Origin of the sequence: Nonomuraea basaltis, assembly GCF_005893125.1 — a bacterium.
GTDB classification, from domain to species: Bacteria; Actinomycetota; Actinomycetes; order Streptosporangiales; family Streptosporangiaceae; genus Nonomuraea; species Nonomuraea basaltis.
Genome location: NZ_VCJS01000191.1, coordinates 1 through 24,442, shown reverse-complemented (window position 1 = coordinate 24,442; position 24,442 = coordinate 1). Strand labels below are relative to the sequence as shown.

At 69.7% G+C, this 24,442-nt stretch carries 25 protein-coding genes and 1 pseudogene; 19 read left to right on the top strand and 7 right to left on the bottom strand.

Annotated elements, in window-relative coordinates:
- Positions 1–372: 372 nt before the first annotated feature.
- Positions 373–558 carry a hypothetical protein gene (locus EJK15_RS52100; protein ID WP_138717903.1) on the bottom strand — a complete coding sequence of 62 codons (186 nt, stop codon included), beginning with the start codon at positions 556–558 and terminating at the stop codon, positions 373–375.
- A 110-nt stretch (positions 559–668) separates the two neighbouring features.
- Here EJK15_RS52100 and EJK15_RS52095 point away from each other — a divergent pair, with 110 nt between their 5' ends.
- The 9 genes from EJK15_RS52095 to EJK15_RS52055 all read left to right on the top strand — a co-directional run bounded on the left by EJK15_RS52095 (position 669) and on the right by EJK15_RS52055 (position 9,819).
- Positions 669–1,163: a MarR family winged helix-turn-helix transcriptional regulator gene (locus EJK15_RS52095; RefSeq protein ID WP_138717902.1), complete on the top strand. Its 495-nt coding sequence runs from the start codon at positions 669–671 to the stop codon at positions 1,161–1,163.
- Positions 1,164–1,317: 154 nt separating this feature from the next.
- Complete coding sequence (locus tag EJK15_RS52090; RefSeq protein WP_138717901.1) at positions 1,318–1,944, top strand: DsbA family protein; 627 nt, start codon at positions 1,318–1,320, stop codon at positions 1,942–1,944.
- A 51-nt stretch (positions 1,945–1,995) separates the two neighbouring features.
- Positions 1,996–2,802 carry an MBL fold metallo-hydrolase gene (locus EJK15_RS52085; RefSeq protein WP_138717900.1) on the top strand — a complete coding sequence of 269 codons (807 nt, stop codon included), beginning with the start codon at positions 1,996–1,998 and terminating at the stop codon, positions 2,800–2,802.
- A gap of 2 nt (positions 2,803–2,804) precedes the next feature.
- Positions 2,805–3,245, top strand: coding sequence for a nuclear transport factor 2 family protein (locus EJK15_RS52080; RefSeq protein WP_206061639.1), 441 nt, complete (start codon positions 2,805–2,807; stop codon positions 3,243–3,245).
- Between the two features lie 69 nt (positions 3,246–3,314).
- Positions 3,315–4,355, top strand: coding sequence for a Ppx/GppA family phosphatase (locus tag EJK15_RS52075; protein ID WP_240777756.1), 1,041 nt, complete (start codon positions 3,315–3,317; stop codon positions 4,353–4,355).
- Positions 4,356–4,759: 404 nt separating this feature from the next.
- Positions 4,760–6,196, top strand: coding sequence for a hypothetical protein (locus EJK15_RS52070; RefSeq protein WP_171075038.1), 1,437 nt, complete (start codon positions 4,760–4,762; stop codon positions 6,194–6,196).
- A 283-nt stretch (positions 6,197–6,479) separates the two neighbouring features.
- Positions 6,480–7,661, top strand: a complete 1,182-nt coding sequence (locus tag EJK15_RS52065) for a serine hydrolase domain-containing protein (RefSeq protein ID WP_138717898.1) — start codon at positions 6,480–6,482, stop codon at positions 7,659–7,661.
- A gap of 191 nt (positions 7,662–7,852) precedes the next feature.
- On the top strand, positions 7,853–8,431 hold the full coding sequence (locus EJK15_RS52060) for a dihydrofolate reductase family protein (RefSeq protein ID WP_138717897.1): 579 nt from the start codon (positions 7,853–7,855) through the stop codon (positions 8,429–8,431).
- Between the two features lie 182 nt (positions 8,432–8,613).
- Entirely contained in the window at positions 8,614–9,819 is a 1,206-nt protein-coding gene (locus EJK15_RS52055) for an erythromycin esterase family protein (protein ID WP_138717896.1), read from the top strand.
- Between the two features lie 416 nt (positions 9,820–10,235).
- Here the strand turns inward: EJK15_RS52055 and EJK15_RS52050 are convergent, their stop codons facing one another.
- The 4 genes and pseudogenes from EJK15_RS52050 to EJK15_RS52035 form a co-directional block, all read right to left on the bottom strand.
- The gene (locus EJK15_RS52050) at positions 10,236–10,469 is read right to left on the bottom strand and encodes a hypothetical protein (RefSeq protein WP_138717895.1); all 234 of its coding nucleotides are present in this window, start codon (positions 10,467–10,469) and stop codon (positions 10,236–10,238) included.
- 171 nt (positions 10,470–10,640) lie between these two features.
- Positions 10,641–10,760, bottom strand: a pseudogene (locus EJK15_RS52045) (VOC family protein); the annotation flags it as partial.
- Positions 10,761–11,050: 290 nt separating this feature from the next.
- Positions 11,051–11,407: a TfoX/Sxy family protein gene (locus EJK15_RS52040; protein ID WP_138717894.1), complete on the bottom strand. Its 357-nt coding sequence runs from the start codon at positions 11,405–11,407 to the stop codon at positions 11,051–11,053.
- Positions 11,400–12,050, bottom strand: coding sequence for a winged helix-turn-helix transcriptional regulator (locus EJK15_RS52035; RefSeq protein ID WP_138717893.1), 651 nt, complete (start codon positions 12,048–12,050; stop codon positions 11,400–11,402). Before EJK15_RS52035 ends, EJK15_RS52040 begins: the two co-directional genes overlap by 8 nt.
- A gap of 89 nt (positions 12,051–12,139) precedes the next feature.
- On the opposite strand from EJK15_RS52035, the gene EJK15_RS52030 reads away from it, so the two are divergent.
- Complete coding sequence (locus EJK15_RS52030) at positions 12,140–12,520, top strand: nuclear transport factor 2 family protein (protein ID WP_138717892.1); 381 nt, start codon at positions 12,140–12,142, stop codon at positions 12,518–12,520.
- Between the two features lie 63 nt (positions 12,521–12,583).
- Here EJK15_RS52030 and EJK15_RS52025 read toward each other — a convergent pair whose 3' ends face one another.
- On the bottom strand, positions 12,584–13,468 hold the full coding sequence (locus EJK15_RS52025) for a sigma-70 family RNA polymerase sigma factor (protein WP_138717891.1): 885 nt from the start codon (positions 13,466–13,468) through the stop codon (positions 12,584–12,586).
- An 83-nt stretch (positions 13,469–13,551) separates the two neighbouring features.
- Between EJK15_RS52025 and EJK15_RS52020 the strand changes: the two genes are divergently transcribed.
- From EJK15_RS52020 to EJK15_RS52010, 3 genes are all read left to right on the top strand, one after another.
- Positions 13,552–14,001: a carboxymuconolactone decarboxylase family protein gene (locus EJK15_RS52020; protein WP_138717890.1), complete on the top strand. Its 450-nt coding sequence runs from the start codon at positions 13,552–13,554 to the stop codon at positions 13,999–14,001.
- A gap of 178 nt (positions 14,002–14,179) precedes the next feature.
- Positions 14,180–14,995 (top strand): patatin-like phospholipase family protein, encoded by an 816-nt coding sequence (locus EJK15_RS52015; RefSeq protein WP_138717889.1) that lies wholly within the window; start codon positions 14,180–14,182, stop codon positions 14,993–14,995.
- 210 nt (positions 14,996–15,205) lie between these two features.
- On the top strand, positions 15,206–16,159 hold the full coding sequence (locus tag EJK15_RS52010; RefSeq protein ID WP_138717888.1) for a DUF3500 domain-containing protein: 954 nt from the start codon (positions 15,206–15,208) through the stop codon (positions 16,157–16,159).
- A 152-nt stretch (positions 16,160–16,311) separates the two neighbouring features.
- On the opposite strand, the gene EJK15_RS73505 is transcribed toward EJK15_RS52010, so the two are convergent.
- Positions 16,312–16,956 (bottom strand): hypothetical protein, encoded by a 645-nt coding sequence (locus EJK15_RS73505; RefSeq protein ID WP_138717887.1) that lies wholly within the window; start codon positions 16,954–16,956, stop codon positions 16,312–16,314.
- Positions 16,957–16,986: 30 nt separating this feature from the next.
- Between EJK15_RS73505 and EJK15_RS73500 the strand changes: the two genes are divergently transcribed.
- The 6 genes from EJK15_RS73500 to EJK15_RS51975 form a co-directional block, all read left to right on the top strand.
- Positions 16,987–17,415, top strand: a complete 429-nt coding sequence (locus EJK15_RS73500; RefSeq protein ID WP_138717886.1) for a DUF5605 domain-containing protein — start codon at positions 16,987–16,989, stop codon at positions 17,413–17,415.
- A 317-nt stretch (positions 17,416–17,732) separates the two neighbouring features.
- Positions 17,733–20,021 (top strand): polysaccharide lyase 8 family protein, encoded by a 2,289-nt coding sequence (locus EJK15_RS51995; RefSeq protein WP_171075036.1) that lies wholly within the window; start codon positions 17,733–17,735, stop codon positions 20,019–20,021.
- Positions 20,022–20,265: 244 nt separating this feature from the next.
- A complete protein-coding gene (locus tag EJK15_RS51990) occupies positions 20,266–21,270 on the top strand; it encodes an NAD-dependent epimerase/dehydratase family protein (protein WP_171075035.1) in 1,005 nt (334 codons plus the stop codon).
- A complete protein-coding gene (locus EJK15_RS51985) occupies positions 21,257–21,946 on the top strand; it encodes a PIG-L deacetylase family protein (protein WP_138717883.1) in 690 nt (229 codons plus the stop codon). The genes EJK15_RS51990 and EJK15_RS51985 overlap by 14 nt, the downstream gene beginning before the upstream one ends.
- Positions 21,947–21,956: 10 nt before the next feature.
- Positions 21,957–22,898 (top strand): methionyl-tRNA formyltransferase, encoded by a 942-nt coding sequence (locus EJK15_RS51980; protein ID WP_138717882.1) that lies wholly within the window; start codon positions 21,957–21,959, stop codon positions 22,896–22,898.
- The coding region (locus EJK15_RS51975; RefSeq protein WP_206061638.1) for a hypothetical protein at positions 22,883–24,442 on the top strand (1,560 nt) is incomplete at its 3' end. The genes EJK15_RS51980 and EJK15_RS51975, both read left to right, overlap by 16 nt.

The window sequence follows — 24,442 nt, the reverse complement described above, 5'->3', positions numbered from 1 at the left end:
GACCCGACGTCCTCCCAGCCCTCCGAGCAACCCCAGCAACCCCAGCAACCCGGGCAACCCGGGCAACCCGGGCAGCCGGCAGAAGCCGACGACCGACCGCCCGGGAGCGACACGACCTGGCCATCGCCAACCCAAGGAAGAGGGGCAGTTCACGACCTGGGGCCAGACCCGGAAAGGGCCACGCCATGACACGCCCTCCTCCTGCCGTCAAGATCCACGAGTTCCTCAACGAGCACATGCGATCGATCGGCACGTACCTCTATGGCCGTCGGATGTACGACACGATGGCCTACTGGGAGACCGCGCACACGGTCCCGGACCAGCCGCCGTTCATCCTGGAGTGCGCGCGGATCTGGCGGGGTGCCGACAAGGTTACTGGGGTGACCAGCCGACGAGCGCGCGGCGCCGCAGCTCGCCGGCCGACCGGGCGCGGGCGTAGCGTTTGACGGCGTTGAGCGCCCAGCCCGGGCGGCGGGCGTCTTTGAGTGACCCGACGCCTTGATCCAGCAGGGCGTGGACGGCGGCGTGCCGCTGGAGGGAGCGTTCCTCCTGAGCCATCGGACGGGTTTCGGGCGGCCTGGGCAACACTGGAGATCTTGCCGTCGCCGGCCGAACCGGGGATCGCCGCGGCGCGATAGGTTCCGGCGTGAGGAAGAGGTGGTGGAGCTGTGGGTGAGAAGCCGGGGATCTCGACGGCCAAGGAGGCGGCGGACCACGAGCTGATCCTGGCGTTCGGACGGTTGCAGGGCGCGGCCAACCGGCTGGAGTACATCCTCGGGCGGGCGCTGGAGCGGGAGTGCGGGATCAGCCATCTGATGTTCGAGGTGCTGTTGATCCTGGGCCGGGCAGGTGAGCCGGGGCTGTCAATGGGGGCGATCGGGCAGGAGCAGGTGCTCACCACGGGTGGAGTGACGAGGCTGGTCGACCGGATGGAGGCGGCCGGCCTGGTGGAGCGTGTCGACGATCCGAGCGACCGGCGCGGCCGGTTGGTACGGCTCACGCCGCTGGGTGAGGAGACGGCAGTGCGTGCCTCTCGGGTGCATGTGGAGAACATCGAGCGCTTTTTCCTGGAGCCGCTCCCTGTGGAGCATCGCGAGCGCTTCGCCGAGGATCTGCGGCTTCTCAGTCACGCGGCACGGGACCTGCTGCCGCGGCTGCGCTGAGCCCACGGTTCCGCGCCGTACCGGCTCGGCTCGGCGGCGCGGCCCTGCATTGATGTGGCCTGAATCACACTATCGCGGAAATATCTGACGAGTCAGATACTGTTCTCTCAGGCAAGAACCCGCACCAGGCGGGTGTCGCACCTCAGAGGTTCCCATGAAGCTGGTCTACGTCTTCGATGCCTACTGCGGCTGGTCGCACGGATTCTCCGACACGATGCAAAGAGTCGTCGCCCGGCACCCGGACCTGCCGGTGGAGGTGGTCTCGGGCGGCCTGTTCACCGGAGCGCGCCGGGTACCGATCAGTGAGTTCGGCTATATCGGCGGCGCGAATGCCAAGATCAGCGAGCTGACCGGCGCGGAGTTCGGCGAGGGATACCAACGGCTGATCGCCGACGGGACCTTCGTGATGGACTCCGAGGCCGCGGCCCGCGGCGTGGCCGCCCTGCGCCAGGTCGCCCCCGAACGGGAGGTCGAGCTGGCCGCGGCGCTCCAGCGGGCCTTCTACGTCGACGGGCACAGTCTGTCCGCGCCGCATACCTACCGGACGGTCGCCGACGCGGCCGGGGTGGACGCCGACGCCGTCGTCACCGCCTTCCAAGCGCCACAGGCGCGGGCCGGCGCCGAGGCGGACTTCGGCCGCGCGGCCCGGCTCGGCGTGGACGCCTTCCCCACCCTGCTCGCCGTCGACGGCGACAACGTCGTCACCCTGGCCGTCGGGCACGCCACCGCCGACCAGGTGGACCAGCGGCTGGCCGCCCTGCTCGCCGCCCGCACCTCCTGACTCCCCGGCCCCGATCCATCCCGTGGGAATTACCGAACGCAAGGAGTTCTGATGAGCACGCTCACCTTCGCCGTCTTCGACCTGGACTTTCCAGCCGGCAGCAAGAACAAGACCGCCACGCTGATCACCGGCGAGAGCGAGGCCCTGCTGATCGATGCCGGCTTCACCCGGGCCGACGGCCACCGGCTGGCCGCAGAGATCCTCGACTCCGGCACGAAGCTCACCACCGTGGTCATCAGCCACGGCGACCCGGACTTCTACTTCGGCGCCGAGGTCGTCGCCGACGCCTTCCCCGACGTGCGGTTCCTGGCCACGCCGCAGGTCATCAAGCACATCCAGCACTCCTACGAGGGCAAGCTCACCGCCTGGGCCGCCCTGGGCGCGAACCTGCCCACCCGGCTGGTCGACATCACCCCGCTCACCGGCGACATCACCCTGGAAGGCCACCGCTTCGAGCTCAAGGGCGGCCCTGCCGAACTGCCCGACCGCCACTACCTGTGGCAGGCCGAGCACCGCGCCATCCTCGGCGGCGTCCTGCTGTTCCAGAACGAGCACGTGTGGGTCGCCGACACCGCCAAGCCGGAGCAGCGCACCGCCTGGATCGCCCTGCTGGAGGAGATGGCCGCCTTGGACCCGCGGCTGGTGGTGCCCGGCCACCGCCTGCCCGGCACCCCCGCCGACGCCACGGCCATCACCGCCACCCGCGACTACCTGCTCGCCTTCGAGGAGGAACTCGGCAGGGCCCCCGACGGCGCCACGCTGACCGAGGCGCTGGTGGCCCGCTACCCCGATCACGGCATGCTGATCGCCGCGCAGATCGGCGCGAAGGTCGCCAAGGGCGAGATGAGCTGGGGCTGACCATGATGACCGACTTCGCCGCCTCGACAGCCCCCGCCGACGTGGTACGCCGCCAGTACCTGGCTTCGGCGGCCGGCGACCTGGAGGCCCTGCGCGCCACCCTCGCCCCGGACGTGGAGTGGACCGAGATGGCCGGCTTCCCCCTGGCCGGCACCTACCGCACCCCGCAAGGCGTCACCTCGAACGTGATGGAGAGGCTGGGCGCCGACTGGGATGGCTGGACCGCCCACGACGACACCTACGTCGTCGACGGCGAGAACGTCGTGGTACTGGCCCGCTACACCGCCACCAACAGGGCCACCGGCAAGCCGCTGCACGTACGGGTGGCCCACCACTTCACCGTACGCGGCGGGCAGATCGTCCGCTTCGAACAGTTCACCGACACCGCCGAGGTCCGCGACGCCATGACCTCCGCCCCGGCACCTCCGGCACCGGGCGGGTGACAACCACCGCCGGGGCCCGGCCAAGGACAGCGCGCCGCCACGGGACCGGCTCAGGGAATGATCGTGCCGGTGAAGGGTAGCCACCTGGCCATGCGACTAGCCGTCCTCGACATTGGCTCCAACACCGCGCACCTGCGCGTCGCCGACCTCATGCCGGGCTACCCGCCGCAACCTGTGGCCACGCTGAAGCGCCCGATTCGACTGAGCGAGGACACCGACCGGGAAGGGTTCATCGGACGGTCGGCAATCGACCGGCTGACCGCGGCCGTCAGCGAGGCCGCCGCCGTCGCGGCGCGTCATCGGGTGCATGAGCTGGTGCCGTTCGCCACCTCGGCCGTGCGAGACGCCGCCAACCGGGATCCCATCCTGGCCGAGATCCAGGCGGCCACCGGTGTGCACGTGGGTTATCTGGACGCGGAGGAGGAGGCCCGGCTGACGTTCCTGGCCGTACGGCAGTGGTACGGCTGGTCCGCCGGGCCCATCCTGCTGGCCGACATCGGCGGAGGATCAATGGAGATCGCCTACGGCACCGGCGAGAACCCTGACCTGGCCCTGTCTCTTCCCCTGGGAGCTGGCCGGCTGACCCGCCACCGTCTGCCGGACCCAGACAACGTCAAGAAGAAACATCGCAGACAACTGCGCGAGCACGTGGAGTCCGTGCTGGCCAAGGGCATCGGCGAGATTCCCGCCCGGCACCGTGTCCATCACGCCACCGCGGTCGCCACGTCCAAGACGTTCTACCAGCTCGCCCGGCTGTGCGGGGCGCCGAAGGCCAAGACCGGGCCGTACATCTCCCGCACGCTCCGCCGTGACGACCTGCGCGGAGCCATCAAGCTCCTGGCCGGCAAGACACCGGGGCAGCGCGCACAGCTTCCCGGCGTCTCCGCCGCTCGCGCCCGGCAGGTCCTGGCCGGGGCCATCGTCGCCGACACCACGATGGCCGCCTTCGACCTGGCGTGCGTGCGGATCTGCCCGTGGGCACTGCGCGAGGGCATCCTGCTGGACCGGCTACGCCACCCAGCCGGACAAGCCCGTCGTCTTTTTGCGATACAGGGCGGGACCGCCTATTCAGAAGGGTCAGCGCCAGACCTCTCCCCAGCGGCCACATAGCCGGTCAAGTGGCAGCACACCTCGGCGGACTGGCCCTACGACCCCCGGTTCGGCGAGGTGCCGCGCGGCTCCTGCAGGGACGGCAGTGGCGACCCCCGGCTGACGGGGACGGCGCGGCCGGGCCGGGGCGGAGTGGTCGCCGCCGACATGACGCGGACGATGCTGCTCGGCAAGTGCCGGCGGTCAGCGACAGGGCGAGGCGGGATGCCGCCCCCGTCGGTGATGACGTGGTGTTTCGTTGATTCACACCTGTGTCGTCCATGGCATCAATGCCCGGCAACGAGACGGCCGGCTCAGCGCCGAGCTTCGGCGACCATCCGGTAAAGCGTCCAAACGGGAGAGGTGGCAGGTAGGGCGACCAGGGTATCCGTGGTGTGTTTCCGGCACGTCATTCGGAGCCCGTCATGACCGTCATCCACCCGCGTGTACCTCCTGCCACCGGTTTCCGCGGGGCTGCCCTGCCTCGCCCGTGGGTCCTGCTCATGCTGGTGAGCTTCGGGTACGGTCTGGCACAGGTCCTCCTGGCCGCCCCGTGGCTGGGCATCGGCTGGGACGAGGCGGTCTACGCCAGCCAGTACGCCGCCCACGCGCCCCCGGCCCCCTTCAGCGCCCCGCGCGCGCGTGGAGTGCCGTTGCTGGTCGCCCCGGTGGTGGCGGTGACCGATTCGGTGGCGGTGCTGCGGCTCTACCTGATCGCGCTGTCCTCGGTGGGCCTCTTCGCCGCCTTCGCGGTGTGGTTGCGAGTGCGCGACCACCATGCGGTGCCACTGGCCGCTCTGCTGTTCGCCGGGTGCTGGCTGTCGCTGTTCTACGGCGGACAGGCCATGCCGAACCTGTACGTCGCGCTGGCCGCGGTGGCGGCCACCGGTTTCGTGGCGGTGGGCGGGCGCTCCCGCCTGGCGCCGGTTGGGCTGGCCGTCTCGTTCGCCGTCATGTCGTTGACGCGGCCCTCCGACGCGCTGGTGGCCGCCGTGGTGCTGACCGCCGCAGCACTGGCCGTACCCGCCTGGCGACGGGTCCCGTCGCTCGCCGGCATCGCGGCCGGGATGGCGGTGGGCTGGGGCCTGTGGCTGGTCGAGGCGGTGCTCGCCTTCGGCGGGATGGCCGAGCGGCTGCGGGACGCAGGCGAACACAACGCCACCGGCTGGACCGTTTCCCTGACCGAGCACGCCCGCGCGTTGGACGGCCCGAGCCTGTGCCGGTTCGGCGCCGACTGCGGCCCCGTCTCGCCGGTCGCGCTGATCTGGTGGCTGGCCATCCCGATGATGGCCGGCGTGGGCGTGTGGGCGGCCTGCCGCGAGCGCCGTCCGGGCCCGGCGTCGCTGGCGGCGGTCTGCGGTGTGGCGCTCGCGCTGCCGTACCTCTTTTACGTCGACTACGCCGCGCCGCGCTTCCTGATGCCCGCGTACGCGCTGCTGGCCCTGCCGGTGGCCATCGCCATGACGACCCTGGCCCGGCACCGCCGCCCATGGGCGGTGCTCGTGTCCGTCGGGCTGCTGGCTCATCTGGCCTTGCAGGGCGCCTACGCCTACCGGATGGGAGCGATTCACGTGGTGGGACGGGAGCGGGTGGCCGAGGCCGCCGAGGAACTGCGCCGTCAGGGCGTGCGGCCGCCCTGCATGGTCTACGGCGAGTCCGGTGTGCAGATCGGTTACCTGCTGGGCTGCGAGTCCCAGGGGATCATGCAGCGCTTCGCCGACCGGCCGCCCACGCGCATTCGCCAGGCCATGGCTCGCGGCGAGCGGCTGGTCGTGATCCACGCCGACGTGCCGCTGCCTGGCTACGTCACGGCCTGGCCGGAGATCGACTTGCCCGGCCGTTGGAAAGCCCGCCTCAGGTGAAATTGGCCAGTCCCGACATGCCGGCAGTCCGGACAGCGGAGGCCGAGAACATATCCAGCAGGGAGTGAGGCGCTGGAGAGAAGTGTCCTTGTCGGCTCATGGGGCGCGGCGTACCACCGGTGGTGTGCAGGAGCCCGTTTCGCCTGAGGTTAGCCGGGTAGTCGCTGTTCAGCACCATACTGAGCAGACCTCACTCGGGTTATCACGGCAACCGCGCACCGCCATCCCCCTCGATGGCTCCAGGCCCATCGACAGAGCAAGCCGAGGGTTTTGAGGAGGTGGCGTGGCCGAGATCGGTGGAACGTACGAGCCCCGCTTCCGCGCGGTCCGCGACGCCTTCGAGCGCAACTTCGACGAAGGCCGGGAACTGGGCGCCTCGGTCGCCGTCTACCAGCGCGGACGGGCTGTGGTGGACCTGTGGGGCGGGACGGCGAACGCCGGGGACACCCCCGCCGAATGGCGGCAGGACACCATCGCGCTTCTGGCATCGGCCACCAAAGGGCTCGTCGCCTCCGCCGCCATGCTGCTGGTGGACCGGGGCCTGCTCGACCTCGACGCGCCGGTGGCGGACTACTGGCCGGAGTTCGCGGCCGAGGGCAAGGCCGAGATCCCGCTGCGCTGGGTGCTGGGACACCGGTCCGGCGTGGTGGCCGTCGACCAGCCGCTGACGTTCGCCGACATCGAGCAGGGCACCCCGGTGACCGAGGCCCTCGCCGCCGCGAAGCCCGCGTGGATACCAGGACGGGCACACGGATATCACTGCCTGACCATGGGCTGGCTCATTGGCGAGATCATCCGGCGCGTCACCGGGCTGCCGGTCGGACGGTTCTTCGCCAAGGAAATCACTTCCCCGCTGGGACTCGACCTGCACATCGGCCTGCCTGACGGCAAGGACCGGCAGGTGGCCGATCTCGTACCGCCCACCGAGGAGCAGCTCCTGAAAGGGCGCGGCAACTCGGAACTCGGGGGACTCAACCGAGCCATCTGCGACCCGGCATCCCTCTTTCACCGCTCGACCTTCGGCACCATCGCGCTGACCGGCAATCCGCTGACGGGCGTCCGCGTCCTCCAGGCGGAGATCCCCTCCTGCGGCGGAGCCGGCAATGCCGCCGCTCTCGCCCACCTTTATGCCGCGCTCATCGGCGAAGTCAACGGCATCCGGCTGCTGCGCCCGGAGACAACCGATCGAGCGCGAACCGTCGAAGCCGACGGCATGGATCTCATCCTGCGCTGCCACACCTCATACGGCCGTGGTTTCATGCTGCCCGGCGGCCCGATGTGGCCCGGCACCTGCTCCTCCACCGCCTTCGGCCATGCCGGGGTCACCGGCGCCTTCGCCTACGCCGACCCCGACAACAACCTCGCTTTCGCCTACGTGCCCAACCGCATGTCCGAACTCATCGACGGAGGCAACGACCGAGTCCGCCGCCTCATCGAATCCACACACCGCTGCGCCGGCACGTAGCCAGGCCACGCGGTGCCACTCGCAGCAGCACGCCGACCGTGACGGCCAGCACGACCGTGCGCACGGGCTCCCGGCACCAAGACCGCTTGAAAGTTCTTCGCGCGCGATGTCGATCCGCTCTCCCTCCGCTCGACGCGTCAGTAAGAGCACGACATGAGCAGGGTCAAGCCCTCGAACACCTGGGAGATGAGATGAGCACCGTGGTGATGCACAACGTCGTGTCGGTGGACGGCTTCATCGCCGACGCGGATGATCAGGTCGGCCCGCTGTTCGACTGGTACTCCAACGGCGACGTCGAGCTCGTCGAAGGCAGCGGGATGAGGGCCTCACGTGTCTCGGCCGACTACGTCAAGCCGATGTGGGCGAGCATCGGGTCGTTGGTGGTCGGGCGGCACCTGTTCGACATCACCAACGGCTGGGAGGGGTCGCCGCCGGCGGGCGAACACGTGATCGTGGTGTCGCACCGGCCCAAGCCCGACGGATGGCACCCCGAGGCGTCGTACCACTTCGTCGACGACGTGGCACAGGCGATCGCGAAGGCCAAGGAACTCGCAGGGGAGCGCACCGTCGCCGTGGCGGCGGGCGACGTCGGCGGGCAGGCACTCGCCCTCGGCCTGGTGGACGAGGTGGCGATGGACGTCGTGCCCGTGGTCTTCGGCTCAGGCAAGCGGTACTTCGGGTCGGTCGACGCCCAGCACCTGCTCGAGGACCCGCACGTGGTGATCCAGGGCGACCGGGTGCTGCACCTGCTCTATCGAGTCCGCCGCTGACCAGCGGCGACGCCTCACCCTGCGGCGCATCGCCTCCCTCACCACGGTACGCCTGCCCGCGCTCGCTCACCGGGCGATCCAGCCGCCGCGGCGCGCGCAACAACATTTGAAGGTACGTCCTCGTCAACAGCAGGAAATGCCACCAAAGTTTACACTAGAGGTTCAACGATACGGTTGAAGTCATGATGACCTCGATCCGGGACGCCGCCCGTCCCTTCACCGGCGACGCCCTCACCGCGCTCCTGTCCCCCGCCACCCGCCTGCTCGGCCTCGGCGAGCCCACCCACGGCGTCGAAGCCTTCCCCGAGCTGCGCAACGAGCTCTTCCGCCACCTCGTCGAACACGAGGGCTACCGCTCGATCACTATTGAGAGCGACTGCCTGGCGGCCCTGGCCGCCGACGCGTACGTCACCGACGGCATCGGGACCCTCGACGACGCGATGAGCCGCGGCTTCAGTCACGGCTTCGGCGCCTCACCCGCCAACCGCGAGCTCCTGCGCTGGATGCGCGCCCACAACGAGCAGCGTCCCCCGCACGAGCGGCTCCGCTTCTACGGCTTCGACGGCCCCCTGGAGACAACCGGCCCCGCCGGCCCTCGCCCAGCCCTGACCGCACTGCACGACTACCTCGCCGCCCACCTCGACCTGCCCTGGAGCCGCGAGACCCTCGACGAGCTGCTCGGCCCCGACGAGCACTGGACCAACCCGTCCGCCCCCACGGACCCCACCCAGTCCGTCGGCCGCACCCCCGAGGCCAAGGAACTGCGCCTGATCGCCGACGATCTGCGCGCGCTGCTCACCGCGCACGCCCCCCACCTGACGGCCGCCACCTCCCCCGACGACTGGTGGCGCGCCGACCTGCACGCCCGCACCGCCGCCGGGCTCCTGCGCTACCACGCCGGCATGGCCGACACCGCGGCCACCCGCGTCGGCACGATGATGTGCCTGCGCGATGCGATGATGGCCGACAACCTCGACGCCATCATCGGCCGCGAGGCCCGTCGCGGCCCCACCCTCGCCTTCGCCGGCAACCGCCACCTGCAGAAAGACAAGAGCCGCTGGCTGCTGCCGGAGGGCTGGGGCCCCCTGGCGGGCCGGACGCTGGAGTGGTGGAGCGCCGGGGCGATCGTCGGCACACGCCTCGGCGACCAGTACGCCTTCGCCGCCACCGCCTTGGGCACCCGCGGCTCCGACGTCCCCCATCCCGACACCCTCGAAGGGCTCCTGTCGACCCTCCCCCACACCCGCGCCGTCATCGATCCCGGCCGCCTCGCCGCGGCCCTCGACCGGAAGCCGACGCCTCGCGTCCCGGCCGACCACACTTACCTCCCCCTCGACCCGGCCACCACCGACCAGATCGACGCCATCGTCTTCGTCAAGGAGATCTGAGCCACGGCACGGCCACCGGCGGCCCGAACACACCGCGCCGCCTGCCCATCTCCACCATCTGCCCGGCGAGTTCGTCTGCGGTGAGCGGGATGCTGGTGGCGGCCGGCTACTCCTATCACCCCCGTTGAGCCAGGACGTCGGTGACGAGCCGGCTCACCCGCTCCGGATGAGCGATCGATGACCTATGTCAGCCGGGTCCAATTGGCATCCGGAGACGGGGCTGCGGGGGACGAGAAGGGGGACGAACGCGGGTGCGGCCGACGTTCGGCGAAGGCCCGCGGCCCCTCGCGGGCGTCGCGCGACGTGAGCATGGCGCCGGCTGGGGGTGCCGCAGGCGCACCGCCACCTCCAGATCTGTGGTGGCAGCGTGGCCCGTTAACAGCCGAGTGGACTCATTCTCGGCGAGCACACCCGGGTCATTTCTCGCGAGCGGTGAGTCGCCCGCTGCGCCACTTGGTGGCATACGGCAGCACGAACAAGTACAGACCGGTGGGCAGGAGCAAGGCGAGCGGGAGCAGCGGCAAGTAGAACACCCAGACGGCAGGCTCCTCCTGACCCAAGGCGACGATGACGATACTGACGATGACGGTCACCGTAAAGGCAATGGACAGCCAGCGGTGGATCTGCCGAACCCACTTGTTCCAGTTCAAGGGGACCTCCTCTGAAGAACCCATCCCAGCCCGGCGACCCTGCCGGGTGGGGACGTTCAGCCGGTTGTAGACATTGGTGATGGTCGATCGACGGCAGGAGCCCTCGCCGTCCCGAACGGGAATCCCGGAAATCGACGTGCCAGGCTGATCGGCGGGGCCGACCGAGATTCAGCGCATCCCGCCGTATGCGACGTCGTTGCGTACCTCGAAGCCGAGGGTGTCGCGGTAGAAGGCCAGGGATGCGTCCGGGTCGTCGTGCGGGAGGAAGCTCGCGTGAATGGTGATGTCCATGGCGGTCACGCTAGGGGCGGCCCAGGGGCCGGCGCTTCTCGATTCCTGATCGATCTGGGTCACCTGCTTCTCCACGCAGGACGGCGTCCCCGCCGTCGCGCGCGCCGCCTGGCGCTGGGCGGCACACCATCGGCTGGCGGCGTCCTCCAAGAGCCATCACCAACCGGCACGAGCCTCACCCGGCACCCGCATCATCACGACACCGAGTCACGCGCCCCGAGCGAACGCGCTCGCCGAACGCTGGATCGGCGCAGTACGACGCGGATCAACTCGTTGACCGATCGGGCCGATCAGCTGGGTTGTCGCAGGGAGCCGACGTACTGGTGAGCTTCCTGCGCTACGTTTCGCCACAGTGTGAGTGTCGCCGCGCGGTCTTCTCTGGCTGGAAAAGCGATCCACTCACGCATCGTCCGCTTTCCCATGACCACCTTCTCAGCGGTTCCCGCTTCGACGAACTCGTCGGCTCGATCGCTCGGGAGCTTCACGATGAGCTGACCATGATGGCCCAGGAAGGCGAAGATCTTGCCGCCGACCCGGAGCCCCGGGCTGCGAAACATGGTCCCGACAGCCACGTCGCGTTCGCCGGTGAAGCTTTCGGCGACCTGATCGAGGAGGTCGCGGTCAGGCGCTTCTCGTCGGTCAGACATCGGTCTGTCCTTTCCCAGGCAGGACGCGTTCGAGCGCCGCTGTGGAGCCGTCGACGACCAGCCCTTTGGTCATGGCCGTCCGCAGGGACAGCTGTCCGGTGAAGAGCTGGACGAGCACCTGAGGTGGCGCGGCGACGGTGGTATCGGGTTGGCGATCAGATGAGCACCGGCGCACGTCGACTCGGCCGTGTTCGGCGATGATGTCGCAGCCGTCGTGCAGGTCACCGAGGCGCACGGTGGTCGCCGGCTCGTCGGGGGTGCCGTCACGGCACAGGTAGCGCAGTGGCAGCGAGAACCAGTGCATCCTGAACTCGTCGTTGTTCGGCGCGTCGAGCATCAAAGGTGCGCCCCAGCGGGTGAGTTCGCGGACGACGCCGCTGAGGTCCTGACCGCGGTCGGTGAGGGTGATCAGCGTCGCGGCGACCGGTGCCGGCTCGTCATGTCGAGCGATCAGTGCGGCCGACTCCATCTCGCGGAGGCGCTGCGCGAGGAGGTTGCTGGCGATGCCGGGTAGGCCGCGTCGCAGGTCGGAGAAGCGGCAGGGCCCTTGTGTGAGCAACTCGCGGACGATCAGCAGGGTCCAGCGGTCGCCAACCAGGTCCAGGGCGCGGGCCATCGAGCAGTACTGGTTGTACGAGCGCATGTGTTCAGCCTACCAGGGGGTGGTTGCAAGTCTCCACTCGATGGTTTACTTTCTCAACCACAACACAGCTGACCTGAAGGGATACCAACATGACCATCGTCAGCGAAGACGCGCCCGCTGTGATCAAGTCCTACTACCGGGTCGTCACCGGTGGGGTCGAGGACTACGACGACGGGCGAGAACTCGTTCCTCTGCTGGCCGACGACCTCGACTTCGAAGGGCCCATCGCTGGACATGTCACAGGGGCAGCCCTCTTCAGGCAGGGCGTCAAGGGGTTCATCGCCAACGTCAGCAAGATCGACCTGATCCAGGAGGTCCATGGCCCCGACGGCACCGCCGTCCTCTACGACGCCCACATGCCCAAGGGGATCGTCAGGTTCACCGAGTTCTTCAAGTTCGCCGACGGCAAGATCCAGCGACTTCGTCTCCAATACGACCCCGCCGACTACATCGCCAAGGGCGGGGGCTGACGACCTGGCGTTCATGGCAGCCCAGCGGCGGCCCCGCACTGCGGCAACCGCCTCGGCAGTGACTCACCCCGGATCCGGCAGGTCCATCGACGCGAGCCTGGCCGGGTCGATCACGACCGCGATGCCTGCGATCCGGCCGTCGACCACGGTGAACGCCATGACCGAGAGCGGGGCGCCGTCCTCGCGCCAAGACACGATCCCGGGAAGGCCGTTGACGAGCACCGCCAGCCCTCGCGCCGCTGCGCCGGCAGCGACTCGCGCGGCTGCGCCGGCGGCGACCTTGGTGGCGCCGAGGATGACGACCACACCGTTGGGGGTGTCGACGGTCAGCCTCACCTCGGGGTCGAGCACGCGTAGCAACCCCTCGAAGTCGCCGCGGCGAGCCGCCGCCAGGAAGGCCTGGACCACCTCTCGCTGCTCCCGCCCGGCGGCCGTCGGCCGCTCGGTCGCCTGCACCTTCCTGCGGGCGCGGCTGGCGAGCATCTTGGTGGCGTCGGTGGACTTGCCGAGGATCCGGCCGATCTCGTCGAACGGCACCGCGAACAGGTCGTGCAGCACGAACGCCAGCCGCTCGCTCGGCCCGAGCGACTCCAGGACAACGAGGAGCGCAAGCCCGACCGAGTCGGCGAGCGCCACGTCGTCCTCCGGCGCAGGGCCGTCGTCGACCGTCACGACGAGCTCGGGCAGCCGGTCGTCGTAGGACGCCTCAGGGTGGGCCTGGCGCGATCGCAGGACGTCGAGGCTGATCCGGCCGACCACCGTGGTCAGCCAGCCGGCGAAGTTGTGGATGGTCGCCGTGTCCTGGCGGGAGAGCCGCAGCCATGCCTCCTGGACCACGTCCTCGGCGTCGGCGTGCGATCCGAGCATGCGGTAGGCGACCGCGCGCAGGCGGTCGCGCTGGGCCTCGAACGCCTCGGCCACCGGGTCCTTCGGGCTGGTGTCGGACATGTTGTTACCTTCCTCAGATCTGCTCCGTCATGGGTGATGACGGGCCCGGATGGGCACAGGTAACCGACGAAGGAGCAAGACTGATGGAAGCACGCATGAAGAGCCGGGCGAATCCCGACGTGATCACAGCAGTCCAGCACCTCAACAAGGCGATTCACGCCGGCGGCGTCGACCCGCTCGTGCTCGAGCTGGTCCACCTGCGGGCCAGCCAGATCAACGGCTGTAGCCCGTGCGTCTTTGCCGGGGTCGCGTCGGCCAAGAAGCACGGAGAGACCGACGAGCGGCTGCACAACGTGGTCACGTGGCGCGAGACGCCCTTCTTCACCGAGGGAGAGCGGGCAGCGCTCGCGCTGACCGAGGCCGCGACCCGGATCCAGGACGGCGCGCCGGGCGTGACCGACGAGATCTGGGACGCCGCCGCCGCCCACTTCGACGAGCAGCAGCTGTCGGCGATCATCCTGGACATCGCGCTGACCAACTTCTTCAACCGGATCAACCGCACGATCCAGGAGCAGGCCGGCAAGACCTGGTGAGCCGAGCCGGGCAGGGCGTCATCGCGGCCTTACCTCCAGCCCCAGACCTTGGCGCACAGTGCCCGCCGCTGGCGAGCGTCGGCCAAGCGCGTCCACGGCAACGAGCGGGTCGACGCCGCCGGCCGTGCAGGAAGTGCAGGATGATGTTGACCTCAAGTGGACTTGACGTTGCAGGCTGATGGCCATGAGACAAGAGACAGCGGTAGTGCTCGGGCCTGGTGGGATGCTGGGAACGGCCTGGATGGCCGGGCTGGTCGGCGGGTTGCGACGCGAGGGATTCGACCTTGCGAAGGCCGATCTGATCGTCGGCACGTCGGCGGGGGCGATTGTTGGTGCGGCGCTGGCAGCGGGGCAGGACCTGGAACGGCTCTCGGTGCTGCCCGATCCGGACGGTGAGCCGACGGTCAAGACGGATCACGAGCGGCTGGGCCAGGTGTTCGCCATCCTCGGTGACTCCGCGCTGGAGCCGGCTGAGGCGCTGCGCCGGGTCGGCCGGCTGGCGCTGGCCGCCGAGACCGATGCCGAGGAGGCGCACCTGGCGCGGATGGAGTTCCTGATCGGGGCCCGCACGTGGCCCGAGGGCAGACTGATGATCCCCGCGGTGGACGTCGAAACCGGCGAGCCGCTGGTATGGGACGAATCCAGTGGCGTGGCCCTGGTGACGGCGGTGGCTTCGAGCTCCGCCTTCCCCGGCAGCGCCCCGCCAATCACGATCAACGGTCGGCGCTACATGGACGGTGCACTCAGGTCGGGTACCAACGCCGACCTCGCCGCGGGCGCGCAGGCGGCGATCGTCATCGAACCGCTGGCCCACCTGTTCCCCACGAACACGCCACAGCACGGAACGGCGGTTCGGCTCGCGCCGGACTTGGCAGCGCAGGAAGCCCTCGGCGTCGATCTCAGCAACCGTGCCGCTTGGTCGCCGGTCTACCAGGCAGGGGTACGGCAGGCGCCCGAGGCCGCCAAGCTCATCGAGACTGTTTGGGTGCGGTGACGTGATCGATCACCGGGTCAACGTTCAGAGACAGGTCAACGGGCCCGGCCGCGCTGTCGGAGCCGGACGGCAAGTTCGGTCTCGCGGTGGAGGCGACTGCCGGCAAAAGCACACCATGTGATGTCGTTTTAATGGAGTATGTTGCGGTTCATGGCGTCAGAGACCGTGTTCTGATCTCCACGACACCTCCACCCGTTTAAGGAACCTTCCATGAGCGCCCATGACGTGCATGTGATGCGGCAGGCGGTGCTGCGATTCCTCGACTCGCTCGACAGCGAGCGGCGGGCCGCGGCGACGGCGGAGTTCGGCTCCCCCGAGCGCACCGAGTGGTCTTATCTCCCCGGTCCCCGTCCGGGGCTGCCGCTGGTCGCGATGACCTCCGGGCAGCAGGAGCTGGCGCTCGCCCTTCTCGACACTGGCTGCGGCGTGGCCGGTGCGCGCGCAGCGAGAGGCGTCATCGAGCTTGAGCGCGTCCGGCGCCGCCTGGTGACCGGCGTCGACGAGATCGACGGCGACCGGTACTGGTTTCGGGTGTTCGGCGAGCCGGGAGGGGCGGACCCATGGGCGTGGCGGATCAACGGCCACCACCTCGCGGTGCACATCACGGTCGTGGGCGACTCGATCGCCGTCACGCCGAGCTTCCTGGGCGCCGAGCCGGCCATGGTCATGTCCGGACCGCAGCGGGGTCTGCGGCTGCTCGTCGACGAGGAGGAAATGGGCCGGGCTCTGCTCGCCGAACTCGCGCCGCACCAGCGATCGATCGCGATCACCGGCGAGGTGGCCTTCGACGACATCCTCACCCGCAACGACCCCGTGACCGATCTCGGCCGCATCCCCCGTGGGCTGTCCTACGCAGACATGTCGACGCCGTCGAAGGATCTTCTCGAACGGCTTGTCCGCCGCTACTTCGATCGCGCCCCAGGCTGGTATGGCGAGACCTGCTGGCGGGACGCGCTCGATGCCGGCCTCGACAAGGTGACGTTCGCGTGGACGGGATCCGACCGGCGAGGACAGGGCCACTACTATTGCGTCGCCGGGCCCACGTTCCTGCTGGAGTACGACAACACCCAGGACGACGCCAACCACATCCACTCCGTATGGCGCGACCTGCGTAACGATTGGGGCGGGGACCTGCTCGCGCGGCACTACGCCGACCACCACTGACCACTCGCGCCGGCGCCGCGGGCCGGACGGCTGCACTGACCTGGCACCCCTGACCACCCAGCGCGGTTGGTGGACGCACCATGGCGCCCAGTGATCTAGTTCCGGCCATTCTGGTCGGATCCGGACCCGGCAACGAAGGTGCCCTGGATCGGTCAGTGGAACGCTGCCAGATCTTCGGCAAGTGCCTTCAGAGCGTCCGAGGGGATGACCGCGGCCCGGGCCAGCTGCAGCAGGGTCGCCCCGGCCGGCAGGTTGAGCAGTTCGGTGTCGGTCAAGCCCGGGACGTGGCGGTCGAGCACGTCCCGGGCCGCACCGCTGGACATCAATCGCCGCAGCGGTGTGGTGAGCAGCTCGGGTGCGGGGAGGTCGGCCCGTTCGGGCAGGGGCTCCGCGGTGGCGGACGCCCGTTCGGCCTGCGCCCGCACCAGCAGGTGCTCGGGCCCGGGTTCGCCCTCGTACGGCAGGCCGAGCCGCTCGAACTGACTGCGCGGCGCGTCGTTGCCGTGCATGAGCTGGGCCAGCAGGCGCAGCATGCGCAGCTCCACGTCGTCATCGACGACCGGGTGTTCCTGAGCCGGGTCGGTCTCGAGGTCGAACAGCAGGCTGCCGTGCTGCCAGGAGTTGATCATGCTGCGGTCCGTGGGGATCCGCATCGTCCGCACCCCCTTCGTGAAGGAGAACGGCTCGGCCGGCTCCCAGCCTGTGAGTTCGGCAGGGCTGAACCGGATACGCATATGCGTGGGCATCAGGGTGTATTCCTCGAGCGGGCCGTTGGCCCGCTCGGCGGCGGCTCGCATGTAGACGAACCGGCCATCACCGGTGAGGAGATGACCCGGCGGTTCTGGGAAGGCGCTGTGCGCGGCGGCTATGTCGGACACGGGGAGACCTACCTCAATGATCGCGACGAGCTGTGGTGGTCCAAAGGCGGCGAGCTCGTCGGCTCGAGTCCGGATCGGATCGCCTTTCTCAGACGGATCGTCGAGGAGTCACCGACCGGCGTGCTCGACCCACTGCCGGGTGACTGGGACACCCCCTGGGGCGGCGTGGCATCGCGCTACCTGATCGCCTACTTCGGCTTCAACCGGCCGTCGTATCGCGATGTCACGATGGAGCCCGGCACGGTCTGGACGGTCGACGTGATCGACACGTGGAACATGACCGTCGAAACGCTTCCCGGCACATACTCGGGCAGCTTCCGGGTCCCCCTGCCTGCGCGCCAATACATGGCGATCCGATTTGTCGCTGCCGACGCGTAGCGACTCGCGGGGCCGCCGGGCACCGGGAGGTCCTCGGCGGCGTCGTGAGATGACGCCCAGGGGACCCTGTTCCGGCGCGGGTGCGCTCGCTGTCCAGGCCCTCGGAGTCGAGCCGGCCCGCGGCGATGCCGAGCAGCGCCTCACACCGAGAGGTGCTGTCGGCTGATCGGTCCGGGCTATCACCCCTGAGGCGGGTACCGCACAGTTCCCGGCGACGTTCGTGTGCCGGCTCACCGTCGCAGAGTCGAAATAATCCACCCGCCTGTCGATATATGATCTTTTCATCTCATATTCGCCCGATTGTCGGAAAGGCCTTCATGACCCACCCCCTCAGTCGGCGGTCCGCCCTGCTGAGCACCGCGGCCGTGACCGGCCTCGCCCTGTGGGACAGACCGGCCGAGGCGGCCGGCACCGCCGCGTTCGACGCCGCGCGTGAGCGGTGGGTGAGCCTGCTGGCCGGCGGGTCGTACGAGTCCGCCTACACCGACAAGACGCAGGCGGTCGAGGGCTCGGCCAATGCGGTGCTGCGCAAGCTGAAGCCCGCCCCCGACCGCCCGAGCCTGTGGCCCGACCTGCCGCTTGATGACCCCCGGACGGGCAACTTCAACCGCGCCTACAACCGCATGCGCACCTTGGCGCTGGGCTGGGCCACGCCGGGCACCGCCATGCACCGGGACAGGCAGGTCGCCGAGACCGCGGTCAGAGCGCTGGACTTCCTGTACGAGCACGCCTACCACGAGGGGCTCGACCGGCGGGGCAGCAACTGGTTCTGGTGGGAGATCGGCGTCCCCCGCTCGCTGACCGACACCTGCGCCCTGCTGTACGACGGCCTGCCCAAGGACCGCCTCGAGCGCTGGCTGCGCCCATTGCGCCACTGGTGCCCCGACCCAGAGCGCCGCGTCAGCCACCCCGGCGTCGTCGAGACCGGCGCCAACCGGGCGGGCAAGGCCATGGCGGTGGCGATGCGCGGATTGCTCACCCACGACGCACGCCTCATCAAGCGGGCCAGGGACGCGGTCTCCGACCTGCTGCGGCCGACCGCGGGCCCAGGCGACGGCTTCTACCGTGACGGGTCGTTCATCCAGCACGACGTGTACCCCTACACCGGCAGCTACGGCGTGGACTACCTGGAGAGCGTGGCCAAGCTGATCGCCATGCTCTCCAAGTCACCGTGGGAGATCACCCGGATCGGGAACGTCTACGACATCGTGGATCGCTCGTTTGCGCCGTTCATCTTCGACGGGCTGATGATGGACTGCGTACGCGGCCGGCAGATCTCGGTGCAGGGCCACCGCGACTACCACTCGGGGCAGAAAGCGGTCGAGGCCATCCTCACCTTGCTGGAGGCGGCACCCGAGCGCTATGCCCAGCGCTGGCGACCGCTGGTGAAGGGCTGGCTCACCCGCAACCAGGCCATCCCCTACGGCACGCTCGCACCGCCGGCGAGCATCGCAAAAGCCAATGCCCTGCTGGCGGACCCGTCGGTGCCGGTCGGCCCGCGCACGACGGGCACGTACATCTTCGCCGACATGGACCGGGTCGTGCACCGCCGTCCCACCTGGGCCTACGCGATCGCGATGAGCTCGGAGCGCATCGGCGCGGCCGAGGCCATGAACCGGGAGAACCTGCACGGCTGGTACACCGGCGACGGCATGACCTGCCTCTACACCGGCGACCTCACCCACTGGAACGACGACCTGTGGCCCACGATCGACCCGTACCGGCTGCCGGGCACGACGGTCGACACCCGCAGACGCGCCGAGCTCCCGCACGACAAGCGTCGCCTGCCACCCACCCCGTGGGCGGGCGGCGTGGCACTCGACGGCGAGTACGGCGTGGCGGCCATGAAGCTGATCGCCGACGGCTCCTCGCTGCGGGCCAAGAAGGCGTGGTTCCTTCTCGATGACGCGGTGATCGCCCTCGGCACCGGCATCGCCGCCTCCGATGGCCGCCGCATCGAGACCATCGTGGAGAACCGCAACACCCACGACTGGCATCCGCCGCTGACCCGGGGCGACGGCTGGGTCCACCTGTCCGGTGTGGCCGGCTACGCGCTGCTCGACGGCGTCGACGCGAAGGTGATCCGCAAGAAGCGCACCGGCCGCTGGCGGGACATCGACAAGGGTGCCACCACCGGAGGCGACAAGGCCCCCGCCACCAGGCACTACACGACGATCCTCATCGACCACGGCGTCGATCCGCGCAAGGCACGCTACGCCTATGCCGTACTGCCCGACGCCTCCATCGCGCAGACCGCGGCTTACGGCCGGCGGATCGAGATCCTCGCCAACTCCGGAGCGGTGCAGGCCATTTCCTGCAACGACGTGCTCGCCGCCGTCTTCTGGCGCGCGGGGACCGTCGAGACCGCGGATGGACCGCTCACCGCCGACGGCCCATGCACGCTGCTGATCCGCCGCGACCACAAGCGGGTACGGCTCGCGGTCTCCGACCCGTCCAGGACCGCCGACGAGGTGAAGATCACGCTGCCCTGGCCGGTGAAATCGGTCAAGGAAAGCGACCGCAGCGTGCGCAAGGCCAAGCGCGCGGTCAAGGTGGAAGTCGGTGGCAGCCGCGGGCATGCCCACACCGCGGTGGTGCGCCTCTGAACCGACGACGACTGCCAGCCTGCCCTCATGCATCACGCGGTCTTTCTGATCGGCCGGCCGCCAAGGTGCCCTGCCGCCCAGCAGAGGCCCCTCGATCCAAGATCATGACCAGTGGTGAAAACTTATGCCATACGTGACAAGCGTGGCGAAAACTGTTTTAATCCCACGCTAGGTACCACCGGGACGACGCAAGCCCGGTGTGGCCGTTTCCTCGAAATCGCGGCTTCGTGGGAAAGGCAGGCTCGTGGGAGCTCCAAGTGGCGAAGTCATCGTCACGGGCGGTCTCGGTTTCATCGGCTCACATCTGGTGGACGCGTATCTCGAAGCGGGCCACCGAGTAACGATCATCGACTCCAACGCAGGCGCGGTCATCGACGGCGAGGACTACGATGCCGACCCCCGCTGCACGGTCGTCCGGCAGCGTGTGGAGGACTACCTGGCGGCGGGCGGCGACTTCGCCGGCGCCGACCGCGTCATCCACGCGGCCTCATACGTCGGCCCCGCGAGCATCCTGTCCAGGGCGGGCCGGCTCGGCCACGACATCATCGGCAGCACCGCACCGGTCATCGACGCCTGCATCGGCGCCGGTGCGCCGCTGTGCCTGTTCAGCTCGGCCGAGGTGTACGGGCGCAGCGGCGTGCTCGACGAGAAGGACGACATCGTCGTACCGACGCAGTACAACACCCGCATCGAGTACGCGATCGCCAAGACGCTGGCCGAGGCGATGGTCTCCAACAGCCGCCAGCACGGCCTGCGCGGCGTCGTCATCCGGCCGTTCAACGTGGCGGGGGCGCGGCAGTCGCGGGCGGGCGGGTTCGTCATGCCCACGTTCGTCCAGCAGGCGCTGGCCGAGAAGCCGATCACCGTGTTCGCGGGCGGCGAGCAGGTCAGGGCGTTCATCGCGGCGAGCGACCTGACCGGGTTCCTCATCGACTACATGGACGCGGCGCTGGGAAGCGACGACATCGTCATCAACGTCGGCAACCCGGCGAACGCCATCACCATCATGGAGTTGGCCCATCGGGTGAAGGACCTCCTCGGCAGCGCGTCGCCGATCGTCAGCGTCGACGGCAGGAGCGTGCACGGGCCGTACTACGCGGAGGCGGAGTCGTTCCACAAGATCCCGGCGCTGCGGGCGGCGACGGGCCTCGGCTGGCAGCCCAGGATCGCGCTCGACGAGCTGATCCTGAGCACCGCCGCGTACTATCGCGCCCGCGAGGACCGGAGGGCAGCGAATGCGCCGCTTTGACCGGGTGCTGGTGATCTCTCCCCACGCCGACGACGAGGTACTCGGCTGTGGCGGTCTGATCGCCGCGCAGGTCCGGGCGGGGGCCGAGGTCCACGTCCTGTATCTGGCGGTCGACGGCATGCGGCACTACGGCCTCGACGGCGCCACCACCTATCGGCAACGACTGGACGAGATCGAGGCCGTCCAGGCCACACTGGGCTTCTCCTACGAGATCGCGTACGGCGACATGGACCTGACCGAGCGGCTGGACACGCTGCCGCGCAGGGAGCTGGTCGACCTGTTCGAGCGGGCCCTGAACGAGCGGCGGCCCGACCTGCTGCTGCTGCCGAGCTTCGCCGACTACGACCAGGACCATCTCGCGGTGTTCGGTGCCGGGTTCGCGGCGGCCAGGCCCATCGCCCAGCAGTTCGGCAAGTGGCTCGTGCCGACCGTGCTGCTGTACGAGATGTCGAAGATCCAGTGGGCGGCTGAGCCGATGCCGCGCTCGACGGCCTACTGCGACATCAGCGCCCACATGGAGCGCAAGCTGGAGGCGCTGCGCGGTTACAAGAGCCAGCACCGGCCCTCGCCGCACATCAGGAGCGAGGAGTCGGTGACGGCGCTGGCGACGCTGCGTGGCGCGGAGATCGGAGTCACGTACGCCGAGGCGTTCGGCGTGCTGAGGGAGGTCCTGTAAGGGTGGTTCTGTGAAGACGTTCGCGTTCTGCACCGGTATGGAGTTCGCGGCACCGGCCGTGGACGTGCTGGCCGCTCAGGGCACTCCCCCGTCGCTGCTCATCGGCTACCCGCCCCGGTTACGGCACCGCTCGGGCTACGCACCGCTGCAGGAGGCGGCGGCCAAGTACGACATCCCGCTGCTGGAGACCGCCGACATCAACGACGGCCGGGCGCACAAGCTGGTCACCGACCTGGGCATCGACCTGCTCGTGGTCGCCGGCTGGTCACAGCTCGTCCGCGAACCGCTGCTGTCGGCGTGCCCGCTCGGCTCGGTCGGGTTGCACCCCACCCGGCTGCCCGAGGGCCGGGGGCGGGCTCCGCTGCCCTGGACGATCATCAAGGGCATCCGGTCGAGCGCGGTCAGTCTGTTCTTCCTGAACGAGGGTGCCGACGAAGGCGAGCTCATCGCCCAGCGCGAGTTCGCGGTGAGCCGCCGAGACGACGTCACCGAGGTGTACCGCAAGGTGACCGAGATCAACATCGAGCTGCTCGCCGAGTACGTCCCGCTGCTGCTCGCCGGCCGGGTGGTGGCGCGCCCGCAGCCGCCGGGCGGATCGGTGTGGGAGCGGCGGCGGCCGGAGGACGGCCTGATCGACTGGTCCAAACCCGCGAACGAGGTCTACGACTGGGTACGCGCGCTGGCCGCGCCGTACCCAGGAGCCTTCACCTTCGTCGACGGGCGCAAGCTGCTCGTGCACAGCGCCGACCTCATCGAGTGGGGTGAGCACCGAGAGCCGCCGGGCACCGTGCTGGCGCCGGTCTGGTCGACCGGCAGCGCCGGGGTGCTGGTGGCGTGCGGCTCCGGGCTGCTGGTCGTCCGCGAGGCTCAGTGGGAGGACGCCGGACAACATGACGCGCTGACCCTGTTGGAGTCCGGCGACCTCTCGGTAGGCACATGCCTGGGGACGTGACGCTCACCGGGGCGGTGATGGCGCATCCCAAGCGCAGGGAGGCGGCCATCAGCCTGGCGGGCGGCGTCCTGGACGTGGTCACCGATCCGGATCCGGGAGGGCGGCCGTCGGCGTTCCGGACGTCGCTGCTGGCGTGGTCGAGCATTCCCGAGGGAGCCACCCACCACGTGCTGCTCCATGACGACATGGTGCTGTCGGACACGTTCTTCGAGCGGGCGGCAATGGCCGCCCAGGCCATGCCGGACGCGGCGCTCGCGCTGTTCGCGTTCTGGAACTCGCGCAACGGCGCCGCCGTGCGGCTGGGCGCGCTCGCCGGGGCGCGCTGGGTGCGCGGGGCCGGGGAGTACACACCCGTCGCGGCGCTGCTGCTGCCCCGGTGGGTGGCCGAGGGGTACGTGGAATGGGCACGCGACCGGGGCGACACGTGGCCGGACGACGTACTGATGGGCCGCTATCTCCGGCAGGCCGGCGTGCCGGTGTACGTCGCGGTGCCCAGCCTGGCCGAGCACGAGGACCTGGCGAGTCTGGTGGAGAACGACTTCCAGGGGTTGCGGCGCTCGCCCTGCTTCTTCGCCGACGAGCCGCTCTCCGGTGAGGATCGGGTGCTCGGGTCTTTGACCGCGATCCCGTTCTTCAAGCGAGGGGTGGCGCAGTGCGCGGTGCCCGGCGCCTCGGGGTGGCGGGACATCCGCTGTGAGGACTACCTGGACGGGCGGGGCTTCGACGTCGGCAGCCTGCGGGCGCGTTTCGAAGGCCGCTGGTGGCCGCTCTGGCTCACGGCCTTCACCATGGGCGTGGTCCAAGAGAGCTCGGGGGATCGTCGGGTGCTGGATCGGGCGTTGGGGACCATGGGTGCCGGCGGGCTCTGTCATGAGCTCGGGTCTCGCGAGCTGGCCCGGCTGTCGGACGAGCTCCACGACGTCGCACGGAACGGGCTCGCGGCGGGGCTCGCGGCGTCTCCGCAGACTCTCGAACGACAGACGGTGGCCGTGACGGGGGCTGACACGTGGCTGCACGAGCAGGTCACGTGGGCGCTCGCCGACCGTGGCTACCTGGCCTCCCGTGATCCCGACGCGGTGGTGCACGTCTGCGCGCCGGACCCGGAAGCCGACCCGGCCGAGGAGGTACGGCTGGCGCGAGCGGCCTTCTCGGGCTTCGCCGGGCGGAAGATCCTGCTCAGCCCAGGTGGCTCGCGCGGGATCGAAGTCGAGGAGGCGGTGGTGTTGCGCCTCGGCGAGCCGTACGGGCCGGGGATGCCGCAGGGCGGGACGGTGACGGAGCAGGTGCTGCGGTCGTCGCTGAACCGGCCGCTGCGAGCCGGTGGCGAGGCGGGGCAGCTCGTGCACGTGCGGGACGTCGCCGCTGCCGTCATCGCCGCTCTGACCCGCGGAGCAGGGGTGTACGACATCGCCGGCCCGCGGCCGGTGAGCGGGCTGGAACTGGCCGAGGCGGTGGCCAAGGCGGTCCGTCCCGTGCCGATCGAGGCCGCTCCTGATGCGGGGGCGGCCTCGATCGGCACGGGACCTGTCTCTTATACCCATCTC

Bases quoted from the DNA above. Each gene is read 5' to 3' on its own strand.
- EJK15_RS52040 (WP_138717894.1), bottom strand. From the start codon at position 11,407: ATGTCTGACCGACGAGAAGCGCCTGACCGCGACCTCCTCGATCAGGTC.
- EJK15_RS73500 (WP_138717886.1), top strand. From the start codon at position 16,987: ATGACCCGGCGGTTCTGGGAAGGCGCTGTGCGCGGCGGCTATGTCGGA.
- EJK15_RS52100 (WP_138717903.1), bottom strand. From the start codon at position 558: ATGGCTCAGGAGGAACGCTCCCTCCAGCGGCACGCCGCCGTCCACGCC.
- EJK15_RS52080 (WP_206061639.1), top strand. From the start codon at position 2,805: ATGATGACCGACTTCGCCGCCTCGACAGCCCCCGCCGACGTGGTACGC.
- EJK15_RS52025 (WP_138717891.1), bottom strand. From the start codon at position 13,468: ATGTCCGACACCAGCCCGAAGGACCCGGTGGCCGAGGCGTTCGAGGCC.
- EJK15_RS52055 (WP_138717896.1), top strand. From the start codon at position 8,614: ATGATGACCTCGATCCGGGACGCCGCCCGTCCCTTCACCGGCGACGCC.
- EJK15_RS51995 (WP_171075036.1), top strand. From the start codon at position 17,733: ATGACCCACCCCCTCAGTCGGCGGTCCGCCCTGCTGAGCACCGCGGCC.
- EJK15_RS52070 (WP_171075038.1), top strand. From the start codon at position 4,760: ATGACCGTCATCCACCCGCGTGTACCTCCTGCCACCGGTTTCCGCGGG.
- EJK15_RS51985 (WP_138717883.1), top strand. From the start codon at position 21,257: ATGCGCCGCTTTGACCGGGTGCTGGTGATCTCTCCCCACGCCGACGAC.
- EJK15_RS73505 (WP_138717887.1), bottom strand. From the start codon at position 16,956: ATGCGAGCCGCCGCCGAGCGGGCCAACGGCCCGCTCGAGGAATACACC.
- EJK15_RS52060 (WP_138717897.1), top strand. From the start codon at position 7,853: ATGAGCACCGTGGTGATGCACAACGTCGTGTCGGTGGACGGCTTCATC.
- EJK15_RS52020 (WP_138717890.1), top strand. From the start codon at position 13,552: ATGGAAGCACGCATGAAGAGCCGGGCGAATCCCGACGTGATCACAGCA.
- EJK15_RS52010 (WP_138717888.1), top strand. From the start codon at position 15,206: ATGAGCGCCCATGACGTGCATGTGATGCGGCAGGCGGTGCTGCGATTC.
- EJK15_RS52030 (WP_138717892.1), top strand. From the start codon at position 12,140: ATGACCATCGTCAGCGAAGACGCGCCCGCTGTGATCAAGTCCTACTAC.
- EJK15_RS52015 (WP_138717889.1), top strand. From the start codon at position 14,180: ATGGCCATGAGACAAGAGACAGCGGTAGTGCTCGGGCCTGGTGGGATG.
- EJK15_RS52085 (WP_138717900.1), top strand. From the start codon at position 1,996: ATGAGCACGCTCACCTTCGCCGTCTTCGACCTGGACTTTCCAGCCGGC.
- EJK15_RS52090 (WP_138717901.1), top strand. From the start codon at position 1,318: ATGAAGCTGGTCTACGTCTTCGATGCCTACTGCGGCTGGTCGCACGGA.
- EJK15_RS52035 (WP_138717893.1), bottom strand. From the start codon at position 12,050: ATGCGCTCGTACAACCAGTACTGCTCGATGGCCCGCGCCCTGGACCTG.